Consider the following 20,776-nt stretch of genomic DNA (forward strand, 5'->3'; position numbering starts at 1 on the left):
AAGTTAACTTGAGGTAAAGAGGTTTTATGGAAAAGAGACTGCCGCGAATTAAAGCGCTGTTAACTCCAGGTGAAGTGGCAAAGCGAAGCGGTGTTGCAGTATCGGCGCTCCACTTCTATGAAAGCAAAGGGTTAATCAAGAGTATCCGTAACGGTGGAAACCAGCGCCGCTATACCCGCGACGTGCTTCGCTATGTGGCGATTATCAAAATCGCGCAGAGAATCGGAATTCCCCTGGCCACTATTGGCGAGGCATTTGGTGTGCTGCCGGAAGGTCACACGCTGAGCCCGAAAGAGTGGAAGGAGCTTTCGTCCCAATGGCGTGAAGAGCTGGACAGGCGTATTCATACGCTGGTCGCGCTGCGTGACGAGCTGGATGGCTGCATTGGTTGCGGCTGTTTGTCCCGGAGCGATTGTCCGTTGCGTAACCCGGGCGACAGGCTGGGCGAACAGGGAACGGGGGCCCGATTGCTGGAAGAGGATTAATAAAGAACTAAAGCGCCACATAAGGGCGCTTTAGTTTTTCCCGGTCTTTGTCTTTCTCTCTATCCCGCTGGTTCACGGGAGGGTTTCCCCCGACATCAGCACCCCTCATGTCGAGCTGGTTGGGGAGGTTCCGGATTGTGCTGACACTTTAATTCTATGCAAGCCCCGTCATTTCGCCAGCCACGCCGGTTGTTTTTTAGCCGAATTTTTTTCGCGGTGTTGTTCGATTTTCTATAGTTAAAAAGTATGAATAACAGGAGACAACCATGCTTACGGTACATCACCTTAACCAGTCGCGCTCACATCGTGTGATCTGGGCGCTGGAAGAACTCGCCCTGCCTTATGAGATCATTCACTACCAGCGCGAAAAGAACATGCTGGCTCCTGAGTCCCTCAAAAAAGTGCACCCGTTGGGCAAATCGCCGGTCGTCGAAGATAATGGCCTGATTCTGGCGGAGTCAGGCGCCATTCTGGAGTATTTGCAGGAAACGTACGATCCCGACTCACGGTTAAAACCCTTTGATCCCGCTCATAAGGTGCAATACCGCTTCTGGCTGCATTATGCCGAAGGGTCGCTGATGCCGCTGTTGTTAATGAGGCTGGTGTTTAACAGCCTCGGTAAACCTCCCGTCCCGTTTGGTATCAGAACGCTGGGCAAAGCGCTGGGACAGGGAGTGCAAAAAGCCTATCTTAACCGCCAGCTGGAAACCCATGCGCGCTTTATTGAGTCGCATCTTGCTAAAAACAGCTGGTTTGCCGGGGATTCGCTCAGCATGGCCGACATCCAGATGAGTTTCCCGATTTTTGCCCTGCTGGCGCGCGGTGGCATCAATAATCTGCCGCATATTCAGGCATGGAAGAAAAAGGTTGAGAACAGCCCCGGGTGGAAAAGAACGCTGGAACAAGGTGGGCCGTTATCTATCCCGGGGGACGATTGAAATGTAAACAAATTGCGCATAAACGATAACGTTTGCGCATCCTCTGTTTATTTCTTCAGCGTCATAAGTGAATTTTAGCGAAAAACGACAAAGTTCAGTTGAAAAGGGCGGTGATTAGGCTAGATAATCGTTTGCCTTAATTTGACCACCCGTTTGTAAGCGCGGAGCTAAACGTTTGCTTTTTATGTGACGCCCTTTCGTCACCAACGCAACTCAAGGATTTGACGTTTAGCTGGCAGTGGCGTCTCCACCACGCTTACGGACTTTCTAAAAAACTCTCAGGGGATGTTTTCTATGTCTACGCCATCTGCGCGTACTGGCGGTTCACTTGACGCCATGTTTAAAATTTCGGCTCGCGGCAGCACCGTGCGCCAGGAAGTTGTTGCCGGTCTGACAACGTTCCTGGCGATGGTTTACTCCGTCATTGTTGTGCCGGGCATGCTGGGCAAAGCGGGCTTCCCGCCTGCGGCTGTCTTTGTTGCTACCTGCCTTGTGGCCGGTGTGGGCTCCATCGTGATGGGGCTGTGGGCGAACCTGCCGCTGGCAATTGGTTGCGCCATCTCTCTGACGGCGTTTACCGCATTCAGTCTGGTGCTGGGTCAACACATCAGCGTACCGGTTGCGTTGGGTGCCGTGTTCCTGATGGGTGTGCTGTTTACCGTTATTTCAGCGACCGGCATCCGTAGCTGGATTTTGCGCAACCTGCCGCACGGCGTAGCGCACGGTACGGGTATCGGTATCGGCCTGTTCCTGCTGCTGATTGCCGCCAACGGCGTCGGTCTGGTCATCAAGAACCCGCTGGACGGTCTGCCGGTTGCGCTCGGTCACTTCGCGAGCTTCCCGGTGATTATGTCTTTGATTGGCCTGGCGGTGATTATCGGTCTGGAAAAACTGAAAGTCCCGGGCGGTATTCTGCTGACCATTATCGGGGTTTCTATTGTCGGCCTGATTTTCGATCCAAACGTCCACTTCTCCGGGATTTTCGCCATGCCGTCGCTGAGCGATGACAAAGGCAACTCCCTGATTGGTAGCCTGGATATCGTCGGCGCGCTGAACCCGGTGATCCTGCCAAGCGTGCTGGCGCTGGTGATGACTGCCGTGTTTGATGCAACCGGTACTATCCGCGCGGTAGCGGGACAAGCGAACCTGCTGGATAAAGACGGTCAGATTATTGATGGCGGCAAAGCGCTGACCACTGACTCCCTGAGCAGCGTTTTCTCTGGTCTGGTGGGTGCGGCGCCGGCTGCAGTATACATCGAGTCCGCAGCGGGTACTGCGGCAGGCGGTAAAACCGGCCTGACGGCGATCACCGTCGGCGTGCTGTTCCTGCTGATCCTGTTCCTTTCTCCGCTCTCCTATCTGGTTCCGGCGTATGCGACCGCACCAGCGCTGATGTACGTTGGTTTGCTGATGCTGAGCAACGTGGCAAAAATCGACTTTGCTGACTTTGTGGATGCGATGTCCGGCCTCATCACCGCGGTATTTATCGTACTGACCTGTAACATCGTGACCGGCATTATGATCGGTTTTGCATCGCTGGTGATTGGTCGTCTGGTCTCTGGCGAGTGGCGCAAACTGAACATCGGCACGGTGGTGATCGCCGTTGCGCTGGTGGCGTTCTACGCGGGCGGTTGGGCAATCTAAGTTGTCCTTTGATGCGAAAACGGGTGGCTCAGGCCGCCCGTTTTTATTTTCAGGACTCATCCTGTTGCCTTTTGCGTTACTCTGGGGAAGATAGAATAAAAGGCACGACGCCTTCCGGAGTACATAAGCAACACAGCAAACAGGGAACGCATGGAAATCTTCTTCACAATACTCATCATGACCCTTGTGGTCTCGCTATCTGGGGTAGTTACACGCGTACTGCCCTTTCAGGTCCCCCTTCCATTAATGCAAATTGCCATCGGCGCGCTGCTGGCGTGGCCAACGTTTGGCCTGCACGTGGAGTTCGATCCCGAACTGTTCCTCGTGCTGTTTATCCCACCACTGCTGTTTGCAGATGGCTGGAAAACCCCCACGCGCGAATTCCTTGAGCACGGGCGAGAGATTTTCGGTCTGGCGCTGGCGCTGGTGGTGGTCACCGTGGTTGGGATTGGTTTTCTGATTTACTGGGCGGTGCCGGGTATCCCGTTAATTCCCGCTTTTGCGCTGGCCGCCGTCCTGTCACCAACCGATGCTGTGGCACTTTCTGGCATTGTGGGTGAGGGCCGAATTCCGAAGAAAATTATGGGCATTCTACAGGGTGAGGCGCTGATGAATGACGCCTCCGGCCTGGTCGCCCTGAAGTTTGCGGTGGCGGTCGCGATGGGCACGATGGTCTTTACCGTCGGCGGTGCGACGCTGGAATTCTTCAAGGTGGCGATTGGCGGTATTCTCGCAGGCTTCGTGGTGAGCTGGCTGTACGGACGTTCGCTGCGGTTCCTCAGCCGTTGGGGCGGCGATGAGCCCGCAACGCAAATCGTGCTGCTGTTCCTTCTGCCTTTTGCCTCTTATCTGATTGCCGAACATATCGGCGTGTCAGGCATTCTGGCGGCGGTGGCGGCAGGCATGACCATCACCCGCTCCGGCGTGATGCGTCGCGCACCGCTGGCTATGCGTCTGCGTGCGAACAGCACCTGGGCAATGCTGGAATTTGTCTTTAACGGCATGGTGTTCCTGCTCCTGGGCCTGCAATTGCCAGGCATTATGGAGTCCTCGCTGGTGGCGGCCGAGGCCGATCCGAACGTTGAGGTCTGGATGCTGTTTACCGATATCGTGCTGATCTACCTGGCGCTGATGCTGGTGCGTTTCGGTTGGCTGTGGACGATGAAAAAGTTCAGCGTGCGTTTCCTGACGAAAAAACCGATGGAGTTCGGCTCGTGGACCACGCGTGAACTGCTGATTGCCTCCTTCGCAGGGGTACGCGGGGCGATTACCCTCGCCGGTGTGCTCTCTATTCCATTGCTGCTACCGACGGGCGATGTCTTCCCGGCGCGCTATGAGCTGGTGTTCCTGGCGGCAGGTGTGATTCTGTTCTCGCTGTTTGTTGGCGTGGTGATGTTGCCTATTTTGCTGCAGCACATTGACGCCGGTGATTCGACCCAGCAGCACAAGGAAGAGCGCATTGCCCGTGCGGCGACTGCCGAAGTGGCGATTGTGGCAATCCAGAAAATGGAAGAACGTCTGGCCGCCGATGCGGAAGAGAACATCGACAATCAGCTGCTGACGGAAGTCAGTTCCCGCGTGATTGGTAACCTGCGCCGCCGTGCCGACGGGCGTAACGATGTGGAAAGTTCGCTGCAGGAGGAGAACCTCGAACGCCGGTTCCGTCTGGCGGCGCTGCGTTCAGAGCGTGCTGAATTGTACCATCTGCGCGCCACGCGCCAGATCAGTAACGAAACGCTGCAAAAGCTGCTGCACGATCTGGATCTGCTGGAAGCGTTGTTGATAGAGAATCAGTAACCTTTTCCCCTCTTCCCATAGGGGCTCGATCGGTTCCCTCTCCCACCGGGAGAGGGCTAGGGGGAGGGGTTAGGGACCCAAAAACCTTCACAACATTGCAGCCACGCCTGTGCGCTGTGCGACAAATACACCCCTTCGCGCCATATCATCCCTAACTGCCAGTGAAGATTGCTCTCCAGCGGGATCCAGCGCAGCGTGTTTTTATCCAGCCGCTCGCAAATCGGTTGTGGCAGGATGGCAATCCCCACACCTGCCTGCACCATCGCGGCCAGGAAATCCCACTGACCACTGCGAACCGCAATGCGCGGCTTCACGTTGTGTTGATTAAATAACGTCATCAACTGGCGGCTGAGCGCAAAGTCTTCGTTGTAAATCAGCAGCGGATGTTCGCCGAGAAGCTCGGGTTTCACCGAGTCTCTCTTCAGCCAGTCGCCGGAGCGTGGAACCAGTACGCACAGTGGATGGCTAAAAAGCGGCAGTGTCGCCAGGCCACTCTCTTCCTCAACGGGGAGGGCGGTCATCGCCACGTCCAGCTCGCCGTTAATGACCGCCTGCTGGACGGTTAATCCGCCAAACTCAGAAATCTTCAGCTCAACCCCGGGATAACGCTGGCGGAACAGGCTAATTGGCCCGGCCATCATCATCCCCACCATTGGCGGGATACCGAGGCGAAGCACACCTTTTGTCAGATGATTGATATCGTCCAGCTCCGCTTCCAGCTGGCGGAACTCCGCCAGGATTGCCAGCCCACGCTCAAAGACGACGCGTCCGGTATCGGTCAGCAGCAGCTTGCGCCCGTCGCGGATCAGCAAGGTGCAGTTCAGTTCATCTTCGAGGTTTTTCAGCATCTTGCTGATGGTGGGTTGGGTAACAAACAACTTCTCCGCTGCGCGGGTAAAACTTTGCTGACGAACCACTTCGACAAAATAGCGCAGCGTTCTTATGTCCATGATTATTCCTCGAAACTATACCTTTGATGATTTTAATTCATTTCTGTCCATACCGTGCGCTCACTATACTGGCGCCTCGTCTCATTTTTGAGGAAACCCCCATGGCCGTGGCGTTAAGCCGTGTTACGCCTGCCGTTGTGCAACGACTCCAGGTACCGGTTCAGGTACTGCTCTACGCGGGACTGTTTGTTTTTGCCGAATATCTTGTCGGCTGGCTGCATCTGCCGTTGCCAGCCAACCTTGTGGGGATGATGCTGACGCTCATCCTTTGTCGCGTCATTCCCCTCAATTGGGTACGGGCTGGTGCACGCTGGCTGCTGGCAGAGATGCTGCTGTTCTTTGTTCCGGCAGTGGTAGCGGTGGTGAACTATGCGCAACTGCTGATGGTGGATGGCTGGCGCATCTTTGCGGTCATCGCGCTGAGTACGCTGATGGTGCTGGGGACGACCGCCTGGGTGGTGGATAAAGTGTATCGCTTTGAAATCAGCAGGCACAAACATGACTAACTTTCAGATAAGCGTCTTGTGCCTGATTGCGACGCTGGCGATCTACTTTGCTAACAAGCGGCTGTATCGCCGTTTTCACGCCCTGCCGCTGATGCCGCTGGTCTTCACGCCGATCCTGCTGGTGTTGATGCTGGTCTTCGGTCATATCTCCTGGCAGAACTACATTGGCGAATCCCACTGGCTGCTGTGGCTGCTGGGGCCGGCGACTATCGCCTTTGCCGTCCCGGTGTATGACAACCTGGCGATTATCAAACGCCACTGGATGTCGCTCAGCGCAGGCGTGATCACCGCCACGGTGGTGGCGGTCTGTAGCTCGGTCTGGCTGGCGCGGCTGTTTACGCTGCCCGATGAAATTCAGCGCAGCCTGGCGGTACGTTCGGTGACGACACCATTTGCGCTGGCCGCGGCCAAACCGCTTGGCGGACAGCCGGATCTGGTGGCGCTGTTTGTTGTTGTCACCGGCGTCTTCGGCATGGCGGTGGGTGATATGCTGTTTCTGCGGCTGTCTATTCGGGAAGGGATGGCGAAAGGTGCGGGCTTTGGCGCGGCGTCGCACGGTGCGGGCACGGCACGTTCCTATGAGCTGGGTCAGCAGGAGGGCGTCGTGGCGAGCCTGGTGATGATGCTCTCAGGCGTGGTGATGGTGCTGATTGCGCCGCTGGTGGCGTGGGTGATGTTTTAAATTCCCCGGCCAGAGTAACCGGGGAGGAAAGGCTTAGTGCGCGCGACCCTGCTCAACGCCAAGACCGGTTTGCGAACGAATAAACTGGGCGCGGAATTTCTCGCGTTCCAGGTTACCCTCCGGCGAATTGTCGGTAGCCGAGAAGAACCAGATACCGATAAACGCCACGGCAATAGAGAACAGCGCCGGGTATTCATACGGGAAGATAGCTTTCTCATGACCGAGTATCTGCACCCAAATGGTTGGGCCCAGAATCATCAGGATCACCGCCGTCAGCAGTCCCAGCCAGCCACCAATCATCGCCCCACGGGTGGTCAGTCTTGACCAGTACATGGAGAGCAGGATGATCGGGAAATTGCAGCTTGCCGCGATCGAGAAGGCCAGCCCCACCATAAAGGCGATGTTCTGCTTCTCAAAGAGAATGCCCAGCAGAATAGCGACCACACCCAGCACCAGCACGGTGATCTTGGAAACCTTCAGCTCATCACGTTCGCTCGCGCCTTTACGGAAGACGTTGGCGTAGAGGTCGTGTGACACCGCAGACGCACCTGCCAGCGTCAGCCCTGCAACCACCGCAAGAATGGTAGCGAAGGCCACGGCGGAGATAAAGCCGAGGAACAGATTCCCGCCCACCGCGTCGGCCAGATGCACCGCCGCCATGTTGTTACCACCAATCAGCGCACCTGCCGCATCTTTAAACACCGGGTTTGCCCCCACCAGCATGATGGCACCAAAGCCGATGATAAAGGTCAGGATATAGAAGTAACCCATGAAACCGGTGGCGTAGAAAACGCTCTTACGTGCTTCGCGTGCATCGCTCACGGTGAAGAAACGCATCAGGATGTGCGGCAACCCTGCAGTACCGAACATCAGACCCAGACCGAGCGAAAGGGCTGAAATCGGGTCTTTCACCAGACCACCCGGGCTCATGATGGCTTCACCTTTCGGGTGGACCGCCATCGCTTCGGTAAACAGGTTATTGAAGCTGAACCCAACGTGTTTCATCACCATGAAGGCCATAAAGCTGGCGCCGAACAGCAGCAGTACGGCTTTGATGATCTGCACCCAGGTCGTTGCGAGCATGCCGCCGAACAGGACGTACATCACCATCAGGACGCCAACCAGCACCACTGCGACGTGGTAGTTCAGGCCGAACAGGAGTTCGATCAACTTACCCGCGCCGACCATCTGCGCAATCAGGTACAGCGCAACCACCACCAGCGAGCCACAGGCTGAGAGGGTGCGAATCGGCCCCTGTTTCAGGCGATAAGATGCAACGTCTGCGAAGGTGTAGCGTCCCAGGTTACGCAGGCGCTCGGCGATCAGGAACAGAATGATTGGCCAGCCGACCAGGAAGCCGAGCGAGTAAATCAGACCATCGTAGCCGGAGGTATACACCAGCGCGGAGATCCCGAGGAACGAGGCCGCAGACATAAAGTCACCCGCAATCGCCAGCCCGTTCTGGAAGCCGGTAATGTTGCCGCCCGCTGTGTAGTAATCGTTACGGGAGCGCACGCGTTTCGATGCCCAGTACGTGATGTACAGCGTCAGCAGGACGAAAATCAGGAACATCACAATCGCCTGCCAGTTGGTTGGCTGGCGCTGTACCTCACCGGTGATGGCATCCGCCGCGTGGGCGGCAATGGGAAGTGTGGCGGCTAGCGCCGTCAGGACTCGCTTCATGATGCTTTTACCTCTTGCAGTACCGCTTTATTAAGACGATCGAATTCACCGTTCGCGCGCCAGACGTACACGCCGGTCAGCACAAATGAAATCACAATCACGCCAATGCCAATGGGGATCCCGCGCGTGACGCTGGTCCCCTCGTGCAGCGGGGTGCCGAGCCAGTGTGGGGCAAAGGCGATAAGCAGAATAAAGCCGACGTAGATAATCAGCATGATGATGGAAAGGATGAAGGCAAACCGTTGCCGTTTATCGACGAGCTCCCTGTAGTGCGCACTATTCTCTATCTGCTGACAAATATCGTCATTCATCACAGAGTCTCCAGAAGTATTGGTAGGGGAGGTTTTATTGTTCCCTCTCCCTTGCGGGAGAGGGTTAGGGTGAGGGGGTTACGAAGGCATTGCGATGGCCTGCTTCTCTTCGAGCAGTTTGTCCACCACGCCCGGATCGGCGAGTGTTGATGTATCACCGAGGTTACTGGTGTCACCTGCCGCGATTTTGCGCAGAATACGGCGCATAATTTTGCCTGAACGGGTTTTCGGCAGCGAGTCGGTCCAGTGCAGAACATCTGGTGTGGCAAGCGGGCCAATCTCTTTACGTACCCAGTTGCGCACTTCGGCATACAGCTCTGGCGACGGCTCTTCACCGTGGTTCAGGGTGACATAGGCGTAAATCGCCTGGCCTTTGATGTTATGCGGGATACCTACCACGGCGGCTTCAGCAATCTTCGGATGAGACACCAGTGCAGATTCAATCTCGGCGGTGCCCAGACGGTGGCCGGAGACGTTCAGCACATCGTCCACGCGCCCGGTTATCCAGTAGTAACCATCTTCATCGCGACGCGCGCCATCGCCACTGAAATACATGTTTTTAAAGGTGGAGAAATAGGTCTGCTCGAAGCGTTCGTGATCGCCGAATAACGTGCGCGCCTGACCTGGCCAGGAGTCAGTGATCACCAGGTTGCCTTCGGTTGCCCCTTCAAGCGGATGACCTTCGTTATCCACCAGTGCAGGCTGTACACCGAAGAATGGGTTCGTTGCAGAACCCGCTTTCAGTTGAGTCGCACCCGGCATTGGGGTGATCATAAAGCCGCCGGTCTCGGTCTGCCACCAGGTGTCCATCACCGGGCATTTCTCGTTACCGATTTTCTTCCAGTACCACTCCCAGGCTTCCGGGTTAATTGGCTCACCCACGGAACCAAGAATACGCAGGGAAGAGCGGTCAGTACCTTCGATGGCTTTATCGCCTTCTGCCATCAGCGCACGGATCGCCGTTGGCGCAGTATAGAGAATGTTGACCTTGTGTTTGTCGACCACCTGACACATACGCGCTGGCGTCGGCCAGTTTGGTACACCTTCAAACATCAGCGTGGTGGCACCGCAGGCCAGCGGGCCGTACAGCAGGTAGCTGTGTCCGGTGACCCAGCCCACGTCGGCGGTACACCAGTAAATGTCACCCGGGTGATAGTCGAAGACGTATTTGAAAGTGGTGGCCGCATAGACCAGATAGCCGCCAGTGGTGTGCAGCACACCTTTCGGCTTGCCGGTCGAACCGGAGGTGTAAAGAATGAACAGCGGATCTTCCGCGTTCATCTCTTCCGGTTGATGCTGGTCGCTCGCTTTTTCAATCAGATCGCTCCACCACAGGTCGCGGCCTTCTTTCCAGTCGATCTTACCGCCGGTACGCTTAAGGACGATGACGTTGCTGACGCTTTTCACGTTCGGGTTTTTCAGCGCTTCGTCGACGTTTTTCTTCAGTGGAATACCGCGGCCAGCGCGCACGCCTTCATCGGCAGTGATCACCAGTTTAGAATTTGAATCGACAATACGGCCGGCAACCGCTTCTGGCGAGAAGCCGCCGAAGATGACGGAGTGGATCGCTCCAATGCGCGCGCAGGCCAGCATGGCCACCGCCGCTTCGGGTACCATCGGCATATAAATAGCCACGACATCGCCTTTTTTAATGCCCTTTTCCAGCAGGACGTTGGCGAAACGGCACACGTCGCGGTGCAGTTCTTTATACGTTATATGTTTGCTCTGTGAGGCATCATCGCCTTCCCAGATGATGGCCGTCTCGTTCCCGCGCTCGGCAAGGTGACGGTCAAGGCAGTTTGCCGCCAGATTCAGCGTGCCATCTTCATACCATTTAATGGAGACGTTGCCTGGCGCAAAGGAGGTGTTTTTCACCTTCTGATAAGGTTTGATCCAGTCAAGGATATGACCCTGTTCACCCCAGAAGATGTCCGGGCTGTTGATAGATTGCTGATATTTCTCGTGGTACTGCTCCGGGGTGATCAGGCAACGGTCCGCAATGTTTGCGGGAATGTCATGTTTGTGTATTTGGCTCATGGCTTTTTTTCTCCTTGTAAGATGTTAATAATATGTCGCAAAAACGTTAATTGTAGGGGCTTTACAAGCTTTGTTTATTATTTGGGCGGCAGATCACGCATTGTTTGAATAGTATGAAAAATGAGCGAATGAAACTTTGAAGAAAAATAATTTAGCGAGCCGATTATTCACAAATTAACCTAAAAAAGCGTTTTTATAACAAAAGGTTATTTATCGGAATTATCAGAAACTCGTGCCATAGCAATTTTTCGTAGTGAAATGCATCGTTCTTTAAGGCTTGCGCAACATACCGCGCAAATGATACTCATACGCCGCGTTAAAAAATCCCATAAACCAACGCAACACAATTCATACCCTTTCAGTATGGCTCCATATTCATGCAGTTTGAGTGATCGGGGAGCTTCATTGAGGAAGTCAGTTTCTATGAAAAACGTTAAAGTCAGCCTGGCCTGGCAAATTTTGCTAGCCCTTGTGCTGGGCATCTTGCTGGGTAGTTATCTCCATTATCACAGTGACAGCCGCGAATGGCTGATTGCGAACCTGCTCTCGCCAGCAGGCGATATCTTTATTCATCTGATCAAGATGATTGTGGTACCGATTGTGATCTCGACGCTGGTAGTCGGTATTGCGGGCGTCGGCGATGCGAAACAGTTAGGTCGCATCGGGGCGAAAACCATTATCTATTTCGAAGTGATCACGACGATTGCCATTATCCTGGGCATTACGATGGCGAATGTGTTCCAGCCGGGCTCCGGGATTGATATGTCGCAACTCGCGACGGTGGATATTTCGAAATACCAAAGCACAACTGCGGATGTGCAGAGCCATGCGCATGGCCTGATGGGCACAATCCTGTCGCTGGTTCCGACCAACATCGTGGCGTCTATGGCGAAGGGTGAGATGCTGCCTATCATCTTCTTCTCGGTGCTGTTTGGTCTGGGTCTCTCTTCCCTCCCCGCGACACACCGTGAACCGCTGGTGACGGTGTTCCGCTCAATCTCTGAAACCATGTTCAAAGTGACTCACATGGTGATGCGCTATGCGCCGGTTGGGGTGTTTGCACTTATTGCTGTGACCGTAGCGAATTTCGGTTTCGCCTCCCTGTGGCCGCTGGCGAAGCTGGTGATTCTGGTGCACTTCGCCATCCTGTTCTTTGCGCTGGTGGTGCTGGGCATCGTGGCGCGTCTGTGCGGGCTGAGCATCTGGATCCTGATTCGTATCCTGAAAGATGAGTTGATTCTGGCCTACTCCACGGCAAGCTCTGAGAGCGTGCTGCCGCGTATTATTGAGAAGATGGAAGCCTACGGCGCACCGGCGTCGATCACCAGCTTCGTGGTGCCAACCGGCTACTCCTTTAACCTGGATGGCTCAACGCTGTATCAGAGTATTGCGGCGATCTTCATCGCTCAGCTGTACGGGATTGACCTGTCGCTGTGGCAGGAAATCGTGCTGGTGCTGACCCTGATGGTGACCTCAAAAGGTATCGCAGGCGTACCGGGCGTTTCGTTCGTGGTGTTGCTGGCAACGCTGGGTAGCGTCGGGATCCCGCTGGAAGGCCTGGCATTCATCGCCGGTGTTGACCGTATCCTCGACATGGCGCGTACGGCGCTGAATGTGGTGGGTAACGCCCTGGCGGTGCTGGTGATTGCCAAGTGGGAACACAAATTCGACCGTAAAAAAGCGCTGGCGTATGAACGCGAGGTGCTGGGTCGTTTTGATAAGACGGCTGACCAATAATGTAAAAAGCCGGGTGGCCTGCGCCACCCGGCAATGTTTACTCCCCGCTCAACGCGTCAAACTCTTCGCATCCCGTATCAAACCCTTCAGTACAACTCAGGTTCAACCAGTACAGCGCTTTCTGTTTATTGGGGATGATAAAGCCTTTCTCACCCTGTCTGAACAACATTCCAGCCCAGTACTCGGCGTAGCCCGTACGTGAAAGTGCTGAACTGCGTTTAAACCATGATGCCGCCTGAACATCGTCCTGAGCCACTTCTACACCGTTGGCATAAATCAAACCCAGCAGCAGTTGCGCATCTACCGCCGAGTCATTGTCGATATCTTCGGTTGCCGTTTGCAGCAGTTTGATGGCCTGTGGATAGTCGGTTTTGCCTGCCTGGGTGTTGACCAGCACGCGTGCCAGCATGATCGCACCCCGTTTACTGCCTGCGATGTTCGCCTGCTGGGCCAGTGCTTTAGCCTGCGCGTAATCACCCTGCGTAAACTGGATTTGCGACAGCAGCGCCATCGCATCGACGTCGCCCCCTTTTGCCGCTTTCTCTGCCCACAGCGCCGCCTGTTTGCTGTCGCCAGAGCTGAAGTACGTATCGGCAAGATAATACTGGGCGCGGGCATCACCCGCTTCAGCTTGCTTTTTATACTGGCTGCCAATCTCATCGGCACGGGCAAGCGACGTAAAAACTAACAACAACAGGAAAATGTGTTTCATGGATTCTTATCATCTTGGTACATGCCGCGCAGTATAATCGCGGTGACAGAAGAAAAAAATGGGTGCATTAAGACCTCAGCATCCGACAAGCCGGGCGGAACCGTCGCTCCGCCCGAAGAGGTTAGCCTGCGTTGCAGGCTAATTTCGCCGCCACCTCCTGATGTTCACTCTTTATTGTGAGTTCGCATAACTTACCGCGATTAATAAAGGTAAATATCACTATCGTCAGGCAAATAATAAAGACAATGCCTAACGCAGTTTTTAATGGCGTCATGCCTTTTACTCCTTGTGAAAACTAGAATAAGAGGCTACTCTCAACCTGTTGGTGTTGAGGGGTAGCCTCGGGTAAATGACGATTTCCCGGGGCTTTCCACTTTCTGTCCCTCAACAATGCTCAAGACAGAAAGTCTTAAGCACCCGCCGCACATCTTATCCCTCTGAATTAAAATGCAAAGATGTAATTCTTGTTTGCCTAAATTACATTATTTCTGCGAGCGGCTTTCCAGAATAATAATTGATATTTCGAATGCTTTAAGCGGAAATAAAAAGGGAGTGAATATCTCACTCCCTTTATTCACTGATGAATTAACAGCTTCAACCCATTGCGCTTTCGCGCAGGCGGGTTTTCAGCTTGTTATATTCGTCGATGACATACTGTTCCGCAGCGTGCTGATCCGCAATTGGCTCCACGTTGACGGCGCAGTATTTATACTCCGGCGTTTTAGTTATCGGGCTTAAGTTCTCCGTCACCAGCTCGTTACAGGCGCCAATCCACCACTGGTAGGTCATATAGACCGCACCTTTGTTAGGACGGTCGCTGACCTGCGCACGAGTAATGATGCGGCCTTTACGAGAGTTCACCCACACCAGCGCTTCATCCTCAATACCGAGACGGTCAGCGTCGGCGGTGTTTATCTGCGCATAGCCTGGTTCATCCGCCAGTGCCGCCAGCGCGGCACAGTTGCCCGTCATGGAACGACAGGAGTAGTGGCCAACTTCACGCACGGTGGAAAGCACCATCGGATACTCATCGGTGAGTTTGTCGATAGGGGCGACCCAGTCACACGTGAAGAATTGTGCCAGTCCGTTCGGGGTGTCGAATTTCTCTTTGAAGAGATACGACGTGCCCTGATCAGCCTCTGACTCATCCCGGCATGGCCACTGGATATACCCCAGTTCACCCATTTTTTCGTAAGTGGCACCAAAGAAATCCGGGCACAGATGACGCAGCTCGTCCCAGATTTCCTGTGTGTTGTTGTAGTGCATCGGGTAGCCCATGCGGGTGGCGATTTCGCTGATGATCTGCCAGTCCGTTTTCAGATCCCACTTCGGCTCTACCGCTTTAAAGAAGCGCTGGAAGCCACGGTCTGCTGCCGTATAGACACCTTCATGCTCACCCCAGGACGTTGACGGTAGAATCACATCCGCCGCTGCCGCGGTTTTGGTCATAAAGATATCCTGGACAATCACCAGCTCCAGGTCCTCAAACCCTTTGCGCACCGCAGACAGCTCGGCGTCGGTCTGGAGCGGATCTTCGCCCATGATGTAGGCCGCACGCACTTCGCCGTGCGCCGCGCGGTGCGGCAGTTCGCTGATGCGATACCCGGTATGTTCCGGCAGGCTTTCCACCCCCCAGGCCTTCGCGAACTTGGCGCGGTTCTCCGGGAATTTCACGTACTGATAGCCCGGATAAGTATCCGGCAGTGCACCCATATCACACGCGCCCTGCACGTTATTCTGCCCACGCACCGGGTTGACGCCAACGTGCGCCTTACCGAGATTCCCCGTCAGCATGGCGAGGCTGGTCAGAGAACGCACGGTTTCCACCCCCTGGTAGAACTGGGTCACGCCCATGCCCCACAGGATGGCGGCGGTTTTCGCCCCGGCATACATCCGTGCCGCCTGGCGGATCTCCTGCGCGCTAACGCCGGTTATCGCTTCTACCGACTCTGGCGTATAGCCTTCGACAATTTTCCGGTACTCGTCAAAGCCTTCCGTACGGGTGGCGACAAACGCCTGGTCGTACAGGTTCTCCTCAATAATGACGTGCCCCATTGCGTTCAACAGCGCGATGTTCGAACCGTTTTTCAATGCAATGTGCATATCGGCAATGCGCGCGGTTTCAATTTTGCGCGGATCGCAGACGATGATCTTCGCCCCATTCTGTTTGGCGCGAATAACATGGTTCGCGACGATAGGGTGAGAATCCGCTGGGTTATAGCCGAAAATAAACACGAGATCGGTATTATCTATCTCGTTGATCGCATTACTCATTGCGCCGTTACCGACCGACTGGTGCAGACCTGCAACCGATGGGCCGTGTCAGACGCGAGCGCAGCAGTCGACGTTATTGGTACCAATAACGGCGCGCGCGAATTTCTGCATTACATAGTTCGTTTCATTTCCCGTCCCACGTGAGGAACCGGTGGTCTGAATGGCATCAGGGCCGTATTTGGCCTTAATGGCACTCAGGCGTGAGGCGACGTAATCCAGCGCCTCGTTCCAGGAGACGGCTTCCAGCTTGCCGCCGCGCTCGCGGCGGATCATAGGGGTTTTCAGGCGCGGGGTCAGGATTTGAGTATCGTTAATAAAATCCCAGCCGTAGTAACCTTTCAGGCATAGCGTGCCCTGATTGGTTTTCCCCTGCGCGGCCTCCGCCCGGACGATTTTGCCGTTATCGACCACCAGGTGAATTTTGCAACCTGAGGCACAATAAGGGCAAACCGTGACGACTTTTTTCATCAGTCTGCTCCAGTTAATCGAATCTTTCGCACCCACTATGCAGCTTCTATGCCATGTTTTTTATATGGGTGTACCCAGACTTTACGGCCCATTTGCAGTGAAAACCCTGACGAAAAGCAGCCAATCGTCAAAATTGACGTGTCGACAGGGCAGCGGATGTGACATGGGTTGAATTTTCGTGACTGAAAAAACTATTTGACTGGAGCCGACGGCAGAATGGTTCAGACTTAACATAATCCCCTGACGGAAGCATGCGATGAAACCGGCGATTCTGGTGGTTGATGACGATATTGCAGTCTGCGAACTGCTTCAGGATGTGCTGAGTGAGCACGTCTTTAGTGTGCTGGTCTGCCATAACGGCCAGGATGCCCTGAACCGTGTTCATCAGGAGCCGAATATTGCCCTGGTTCTGCTGGATATGATGCTGCCGGATATCAACGGTCTGCAGGTTTTGCTGCAGCTGCAAAAGCAGCGTCCGGCGCTACCGGTGGTCATGTTAACCGGGCTGGGCAGTGAGTCAGACGTGGTGGTGGGGCTGGAGATGGGGGCCGACGATTATATTGGCAAGCCGTTTAACCCGCGTGTTGTAGTCGCCCGCGTTAAAGCCGTGCTGCGTCGAACGGGCGTGCTGGCCGCAGACGTTCCCGTGCCGAGTGTAGAGGGGATTACCTTTAACGGCTGGACGCTGGATACCGCGCGCTGTGAACTGAGCGATCCTAACCGTAACACCGTGCCCTTAACGCAGGGCGAGTACGGCTTGCTGCTGGCACTTACGCAAAATGCTCGCCGGGTACTGAGCCGTGATCAACTGCTTGAGTTGACCCACAGCGAAAGCGCCGAGGTCTTTGACCGCACTATTGATGTGTTAATCATGCGCCTGCGACGGAAAATCGAGGCCAATCCGCACCAGCCTGCACTCATTAAAACCATCCGTGGACTGGGCTACGTTTTTGCCACCGACGTCTCTCACAGCGAAAAAGCGGCCTAAGTATTCTCTTTAATAAACAGCTGCAGCTCGGCCAGCGTTTTCGCGCCGTCAATCGCATTGGCGGCCAGCAGGCTTGCCCGCGCGCAGGCGTGTGCCAGATAAATACTGTCCGTTAGCGACAACGATTCATGGCAGCCGTATAAAAAGCCCGCACAAAAGGCATCTCCCGCGCCAACGCTGCCGATGATCTGTTCCTGTTCCAGCAACCATGACGGGATCCAGCGGCCTTGCTCACCCGGCGCTTCACCCCATGCGCCTTCCGGGCAGTGGATCACCACGCGCTGACGAACGCCAGATGCCAGCAGTTGAGAAGCGGCCTGGGCAATATGGATAATGTGCAGTGCATCATGCTCGTCACGCATCTCCAGCCCGCTAAACTCTCCGGCTTCCAGCTCATTAATCACCAGATAATCGAGATGGCGAAGGGCAGGGAGCACCAGTGGCTGGTAGCGCGGGTCGCCCTTGCGGGACACCAGATCGAGCGACGTTTCATACCCCTGCTCGCGCATTTGCGCCAGCAGCCGCGCGCTACGGGTGCCAAACTCGTCATCGGGCATGTCCAGGCTGTCGAGCAACAGCAAATAACCGAGATGGAAGATCTTCATCGATCCGTCTAAACGATCGAAGGCTGGAAGATCCAGCAGACGGTTTGCCCCTGGCGAGTGGAAAAAGGTGCGCTGTCCGCTGGGATCGGTCATGACCTGCGACATGGAGGTCGGTGCAAAGGTGGTGCGCTGTACGCGCTGACGGTTGACGTGGTACTGGTCGAGCATTGCCAGAATGTAGTCCCCGTCGCTATCTTCACCAATCAGTCCCACGGCCTGCAGCGGCAGGCCAACGTGCATTTTCGCCAGCGTCAGCAGAACGTTGAGCGGTGCGCCGCCGGTGGAACGTTCGCTGTGGGTAATTTCTGCCAGCCAGCCGCGTTCTGGCCATTGCACGATCTGATGGACGTGATCCACCAGCATATTGCCCGCAGCGATAATCCCTTTGCGTTCCATTATGCCTGCCCCGCGCTGCCAAAGATGCGCATCTGTTCTGCGACCGTATCGGAAATCGCCTCTTCTATACCCAGCAACAGTTCGGCAAACTCGTCATAAAGTGGCTGGCGTTTTGCCATACGCTGCTCAACGGCGGACAGAGCCGCTTGCGACATCCCGGTGTAGAAATTGATTTTATGAATGCCCAGTTCGATGGCGCGACGAAAATCGGCATCGCTAATCCCGGAACCTCCATGCAGCACCAGCGGCAGACCCGTCTGCTGGCGAATTGCATCCAGGCGCGGAAAATCGAGTTTCGGCTCGCCTTTGTATTTGCCGTGTGCATTACCAATGGCGACGGCCAGGGCATCAATACCCGTCAGATCGACAAATTCGCGCGCCAGTTGCGGATCGGTAAAAAAGGCTTCATCCGCATGCCCATACAACGCGCCGCCTTCGTCACCGCCAACCGCGCCCAACTCAGCCTCCACCGACACCCCCACCGCGTGGCACATCTTCACGACTTCCCGCGTCTGGCGAATGTTTTCCTCGTAACTCAACGCGGAGCCGTCGAACATCACCGAACTGAACCCTAAACGCAGAGCGCGCACCACTGCCTCGAAGTGCAGACCGTGGTCGAGGTTGAGGACCACGGGAATATCGTGGCGAGCGGCCTCGAACTTCACCGCTTCGACAAGCGAATCCAGCGACACGTACTTAAAATGCACTTCGGCGATGTTAATAATAAACGGCGATCGTTCCTGCCTGGCGGCGGCAAACAACGCACGCAGGAAATGGGAGTCGAGTACGTTAAACGCACCCAGTGCGTAGCGGTGCTCTCTGGCGTGCTCAAGACCGTCGGCAAGAGAAATCAATGGCATCATTCACTCCTTATATCCGAAACAGGCTGTACTCGTTGCACAACACCAGTACCGCCGGTTCGTCTTCTTCAATACTGTTGTAGCGCGCGATGGGCTGCAGAAAATGGTTATCGTGTTCGTCATCGTTCACGGATGACACTTCGCCCACCAGAACGTCGCCAAACCCGCGTTCGCCCCAGAAACTGTGGTACAGGCCGGGCGTGAGACAGATGCTTTCCCCTGGTGTGAGGCGCAACTGGCTACCGGGCGCGTGGGTCTGTCGACAGCCGTCGACGGTGACCGTCACATCGGTATTTTCGGTCTCTTCATGCCCTCCGGCATTCCACAACTCTATGATCAGATTTCCGCCGCCCCGGTTGATGATGTCTTCCCGCTTGCGCCAGTGGAAATGCATCGGCGTGACCTGGCCGTCTCGCACGTGCATGATTTTTTCTGCGTAGCATTTTTCATACGGTACCCCGTTGGGGGAGCCATTGCGCAGAGTAAACAGCGTCAGGCCCTGGGCGGCAAAATTGTTGCCACCGAATGCCGTCACGTCCCAGCCGAGCCTGAGGTCGAACACTTCCTGCCATGCGGCCTGGTCAAGCTGCTGCCATTTTGTTGGCGGAAAGCTGGCAAAAGGGGGGAGGTGCACATCGTGCATGGAGAAAAACTGCCGCGTGTGGCCGAGGATTTCGTTGATGTCGGAGCGTTTCATGGGGACTCCTTGAAAACAGTTCCCTCTCCCAATGGGAGAGGGAAAAGGGTTACTTAACCGTCCATCCCTTATAGGTTCCGACATTCTTTTTATCGATCATCGTCACCGGGATCAGCACAGGCGCTTTCGGTGCAGGCTTGCCCTGTAATATGTCATAGCCGATCTCCACCGCTTTTGCCGCCATCACCTGCGGATCTTGCGCTGGGGTCGCCACAAACAGGGAGTTTTCCCGCTTCAGCGCTTCTTCACCGTCCGGGCTACCATCCACGCCAACGATAAAGAACTCGCTGCGTTGTGCCTGTTTGGCTGCCAGATCGGCACCGATCGCGGTGGGATCGTTAATCGCGAACACGCCGTCGATCTTCGGATTGGCGGCCAGTAAGGAGGTCATCACTTCCAGCCCACCCTCACGGCTGCCTTTGGCGTTCTGGTTATCTGAGAGCACCTTGATATCCGGATGTTTTTTGAATTCTGTCTGACAACCTTCCACGCGGTTCTGTACCGCAGACACCGGTGGCCCGTTGATGATCACCACATTGCCTTTACCTTTCAGGCGGTCGGTTATGTACTTACAGGCCATTTCGCCTGCCTGGGTGTTATCGGAGGTGATGGTGGCATCTGCCCCTTCCGCTGCCACGTCAACCGCGACCACCACGATCCCGGCGTCCTTCGCGCGTTTTACCGCCGGGCCGATACCTTTGGAGTCCGCCGCGTTAAGGATGATCATGTCTACTTTGGCGGCAATAAAGTTGTCGATCTGCGCCACCTGCTGACCCAGATCGTAACCGCTGGAGACCAGCGTGACTTTAACGTTATCCCCCGCCAGTTTGCGCGCTTCCAGCTCGGCACCTTTGGTGATCTGCACGAAGAACGGGTTAGCCAGGTCACCCACCGTCACACCGATGGACTTCAAATCTTTCGCCTGCGCAAACGGCGTTGCGGCAAGCAGTGCGCCAGCACAGAGCGCGGTCACTAACGGTTTCAAACGCATCTTTTCTTCCTCGCT

At 55.3% G+C, this 20,776-nt stretch carries 19 protein-coding genes; 8 read left to right on the forward strand and 11 right to left on the reverse strand.

Annotated elements, in window-relative coordinates; genetic code table 11:
* Nucleotides 1-26: 26 nt before the first annotated feature.
* From soxR to AAHF05_RS01625, 4 genes are all read left to right on the forward strand, one after another.
* Nucleotides 27-485, forward strand: a complete 459-nt coding sequence (gene soxR / locus AAHF05_RS01610) for a redox-sensitive transcriptional activator SoxR (protein ID WP_023331806.1) — start codon at nucleotides 27-29, stop codon at nucleotides 483-485.
* Nucleotides 486-751: 266 nt separating this feature from the next.
* Entirely contained in the window at nucleotides 752-1,423 is a 672-nt protein-coding gene (locus tag AAHF05_RS01615) for a glutathione S-transferase family protein (RefSeq protein WP_129324872.1), read from the forward strand.
* 294 nt (nucleotides 1,424-1,717) lie between these two features.
* The gene (ghxP, locus tag AAHF05_RS01620) at nucleotides 1,718-3,067 is read left to right on the forward strand and encodes a guanine/hypoxanthine transporter GhxP (RefSeq protein WP_028017923.1); all 1,350 of its coding nucleotides are present in this window, start codon (nucleotides 1,718-1,720) and stop codon (nucleotides 3,065-3,067) included.
* Between the two features lie 150 nt (nucleotides 3,068-3,217).
* Nucleotides 3,218-4,864, forward strand: coding sequence for a Na+/H+ antiporter (locus AAHF05_RS01625; protein ID WP_028017922.1), 1,647 nt, complete (start codon nucleotides 3,218-3,220; stop codon nucleotides 4,862-4,864).
* 56 nt (nucleotides 4,865-4,920) lie between these two features.
* Here the strand turns inward: AAHF05_RS01625 and AAHF05_RS01630 are convergent, their stop codons facing one another.
* On the reverse strand, nucleotides 4,921-5,814 hold the full coding sequence (locus AAHF05_RS01630; RefSeq protein WP_114979532.1) for a LysR family transcriptional regulator: 894 nt from the start codon (nucleotides 5,812-5,814) through the stop codon (nucleotides 4,921-4,923).
* A gap of 101 nt (nucleotides 5,815-5,915) precedes the next feature.
* Here AAHF05_RS01630 and AAHF05_RS01635 point away from each other — a divergent pair, with 101 nt between their 5' ends.
* A complete protein-coding gene (locus AAHF05_RS01635) occupies nucleotides 5,916-6,320 on the forward strand; it encodes a CidA/LrgA family protein (protein ID WP_374936430.1) in 405 nt (134 codons plus the stop codon).
* Nucleotides 6,313-7,002, forward strand: coding sequence for an LrgB family protein (locus AAHF05_RS01640; RefSeq protein ID WP_023310063.1), 690 nt, complete (start codon nucleotides 6,313-6,315; stop codon nucleotides 7,000-7,002). The genes AAHF05_RS01635 and AAHF05_RS01640 overlap by 8 nt, the downstream gene beginning before the upstream one ends.
* Before the next feature lie 33 nt (nucleotides 7,003-7,035).
* On the opposite strand, the gene actP is transcribed toward AAHF05_RS01640, so the two are convergent.
* The 3 genes from actP to acs all read right to left on the reverse strand — a co-directional run bounded on the left by actP (nucleotide 7,036) and on the right by acs (nucleotide 11,033).
* On the reverse strand, nucleotides 7,036-8,685 hold the full coding sequence (gene actP / locus AAHF05_RS01645; protein WP_129324873.1) for a cation/acetate symporter ActP: 1,650 nt from the start codon (nucleotides 8,683-8,685) through the stop codon (nucleotides 7,036-7,038).
* Nucleotides 8,682-8,996: a DUF485 domain-containing protein gene (locus AAHF05_RS01650; protein WP_129324874.1), complete on the reverse strand. Its 315-nt coding sequence runs from the start codon at nucleotides 8,994-8,996 to the stop codon at nucleotides 8,682-8,684. The genes actP and AAHF05_RS01650 overlap by 4 nt, the downstream gene beginning before the upstream one ends.
* Before the next feature lie 78 nt (nucleotides 8,997-9,074).
* Nucleotides 9,075-11,033, reverse strand: coding sequence for an acetate--CoA ligase (gene acs, locus AAHF05_RS01655; RefSeq protein ID WP_129324875.1), 1,959 nt, complete (start codon nucleotides 11,031-11,033; stop codon nucleotides 9,075-9,077).
* Nucleotides 11,034-11,456: 423 nt separating this feature from the next.
* On the opposite strand from acs, the gene gltP reads away from it, so the two are divergent.
* Nucleotides 11,457-12,770 carry a glutamate/aspartate:proton symporter GltP gene (gltP, locus tag AAHF05_RS01660; protein ID WP_014830305.1) on the forward strand — a complete coding sequence of 438 codons (1,314 nt, stop codon included), beginning with the start codon at nucleotides 11,457-11,459 and terminating at the stop codon, nucleotides 12,768-12,770.
* Between the two features lie 37 nt (nucleotides 12,771-12,807).
* Here gltP and AAHF05_RS01665 read toward each other — a convergent pair whose 3' ends face one another.
* From AAHF05_RS01665 to fdhF, 3 genes are all read right to left on the reverse strand, one after another.
* Nucleotides 12,808-13,482, reverse strand: a complete 675-nt coding sequence (locus AAHF05_RS01665) for a tetratricopeptide repeat protein (RefSeq protein WP_028017916.1) — start codon at nucleotides 13,480-13,482, stop codon at nucleotides 12,808-12,810.
* 121 nt (nucleotides 13,483-13,603) lie between these two features.
* Complete coding sequence (locus AAHF05_RS01670; RefSeq protein WP_028017915.1) at nucleotides 13,604-13,756, reverse strand: Hok/Gef family protein; 153 nt, start codon at nucleotides 13,754-13,756, stop codon at nucleotides 13,604-13,606.
* A gap of 320 nt (nucleotides 13,757-14,076) precedes the next feature.
* The gene (fdhF, locus tag AAHF05_RS01675) at nucleotides 14,077-16,224 is read right to left on the reverse strand and encodes a formate dehydrogenase subunit alpha (RefSeq protein ID WP_129324876.1); all 2,148 of its coding nucleotides are present in this window, start codon (nucleotides 16,222-16,224) and stop codon (nucleotides 14,077-14,079) included.
* Between the two features lie 256 nt (nucleotides 16,225-16,480).
* Between fdhF and AAHF05_RS01680 the strand changes: the two genes are divergently transcribed.
* Nucleotides 16,481-17,212: a response regulator gene (locus AAHF05_RS01680; RefSeq protein WP_028017912.1), complete on the forward strand. Its 732-nt coding sequence runs from the start codon at nucleotides 16,481-16,483 to the stop codon at nucleotides 17,210-17,212.
* Here the strand turns inward: AAHF05_RS01680 and AAHF05_RS01685 are convergent.
* From AAHF05_RS01685 to AAHF05_RS01700, 4 genes are read right to left on the reverse strand one after another with little or no spacing between them, the layout of a single operon-like run.
* On the reverse strand, nucleotides 17,209-18,213 hold the full coding sequence (locus AAHF05_RS01685; RefSeq protein ID WP_129324877.1) for a carbohydrate kinase family protein: 1,005 nt from the start codon (nucleotides 18,211-18,213) through the stop codon (nucleotides 17,209-17,211). The two genes, AAHF05_RS01680 and AAHF05_RS01685, sit on opposite strands and share 4 nt — an antisense overlap.
* Entirely contained in the window at nucleotides 18,213-19,073 is an 861-nt protein-coding gene (locus tag AAHF05_RS01690) for a ketose 1,6-bisphosphate aldolase (RefSeq protein WP_129324891.1), read from the reverse strand. The genes AAHF05_RS01685 and AAHF05_RS01690 overlap by 1 nt, the downstream gene beginning before the upstream one ends.
* A gap of 10 nt (nucleotides 19,074-19,083) precedes the next feature.
* Nucleotides 19,084-19,770 (reverse strand): D-lyxose/D-mannose family sugar isomerase, encoded by a 687-nt coding sequence (locus AAHF05_RS01695; RefSeq protein WP_129324878.1) that lies wholly within the window; start codon nucleotides 19,768-19,770, stop codon nucleotides 19,084-19,086.
* A 49-nt stretch (nucleotides 19,771-19,819) separates the two neighbouring features.
* A complete protein-coding gene (locus tag AAHF05_RS01700) occupies nucleotides 19,820-20,761 on the reverse strand; it encodes an ABC transporter substrate-binding protein (RefSeq protein ID WP_049007723.1) in 942 nt (313 codons plus the stop codon).
* Between the last annotated feature and the right edge of the window lie 15 nt (nucleotides 20,762-20,776).

Source organism: Enterobacter adelaidei (genome assembly GCF_041937165.1).
Lineage (GTDB): Bacteria > Pseudomonadota > Gammaproteobacteria > Enterobacterales > Enterobacteriaceae > Enterobacter > Enterobacter adelaidei.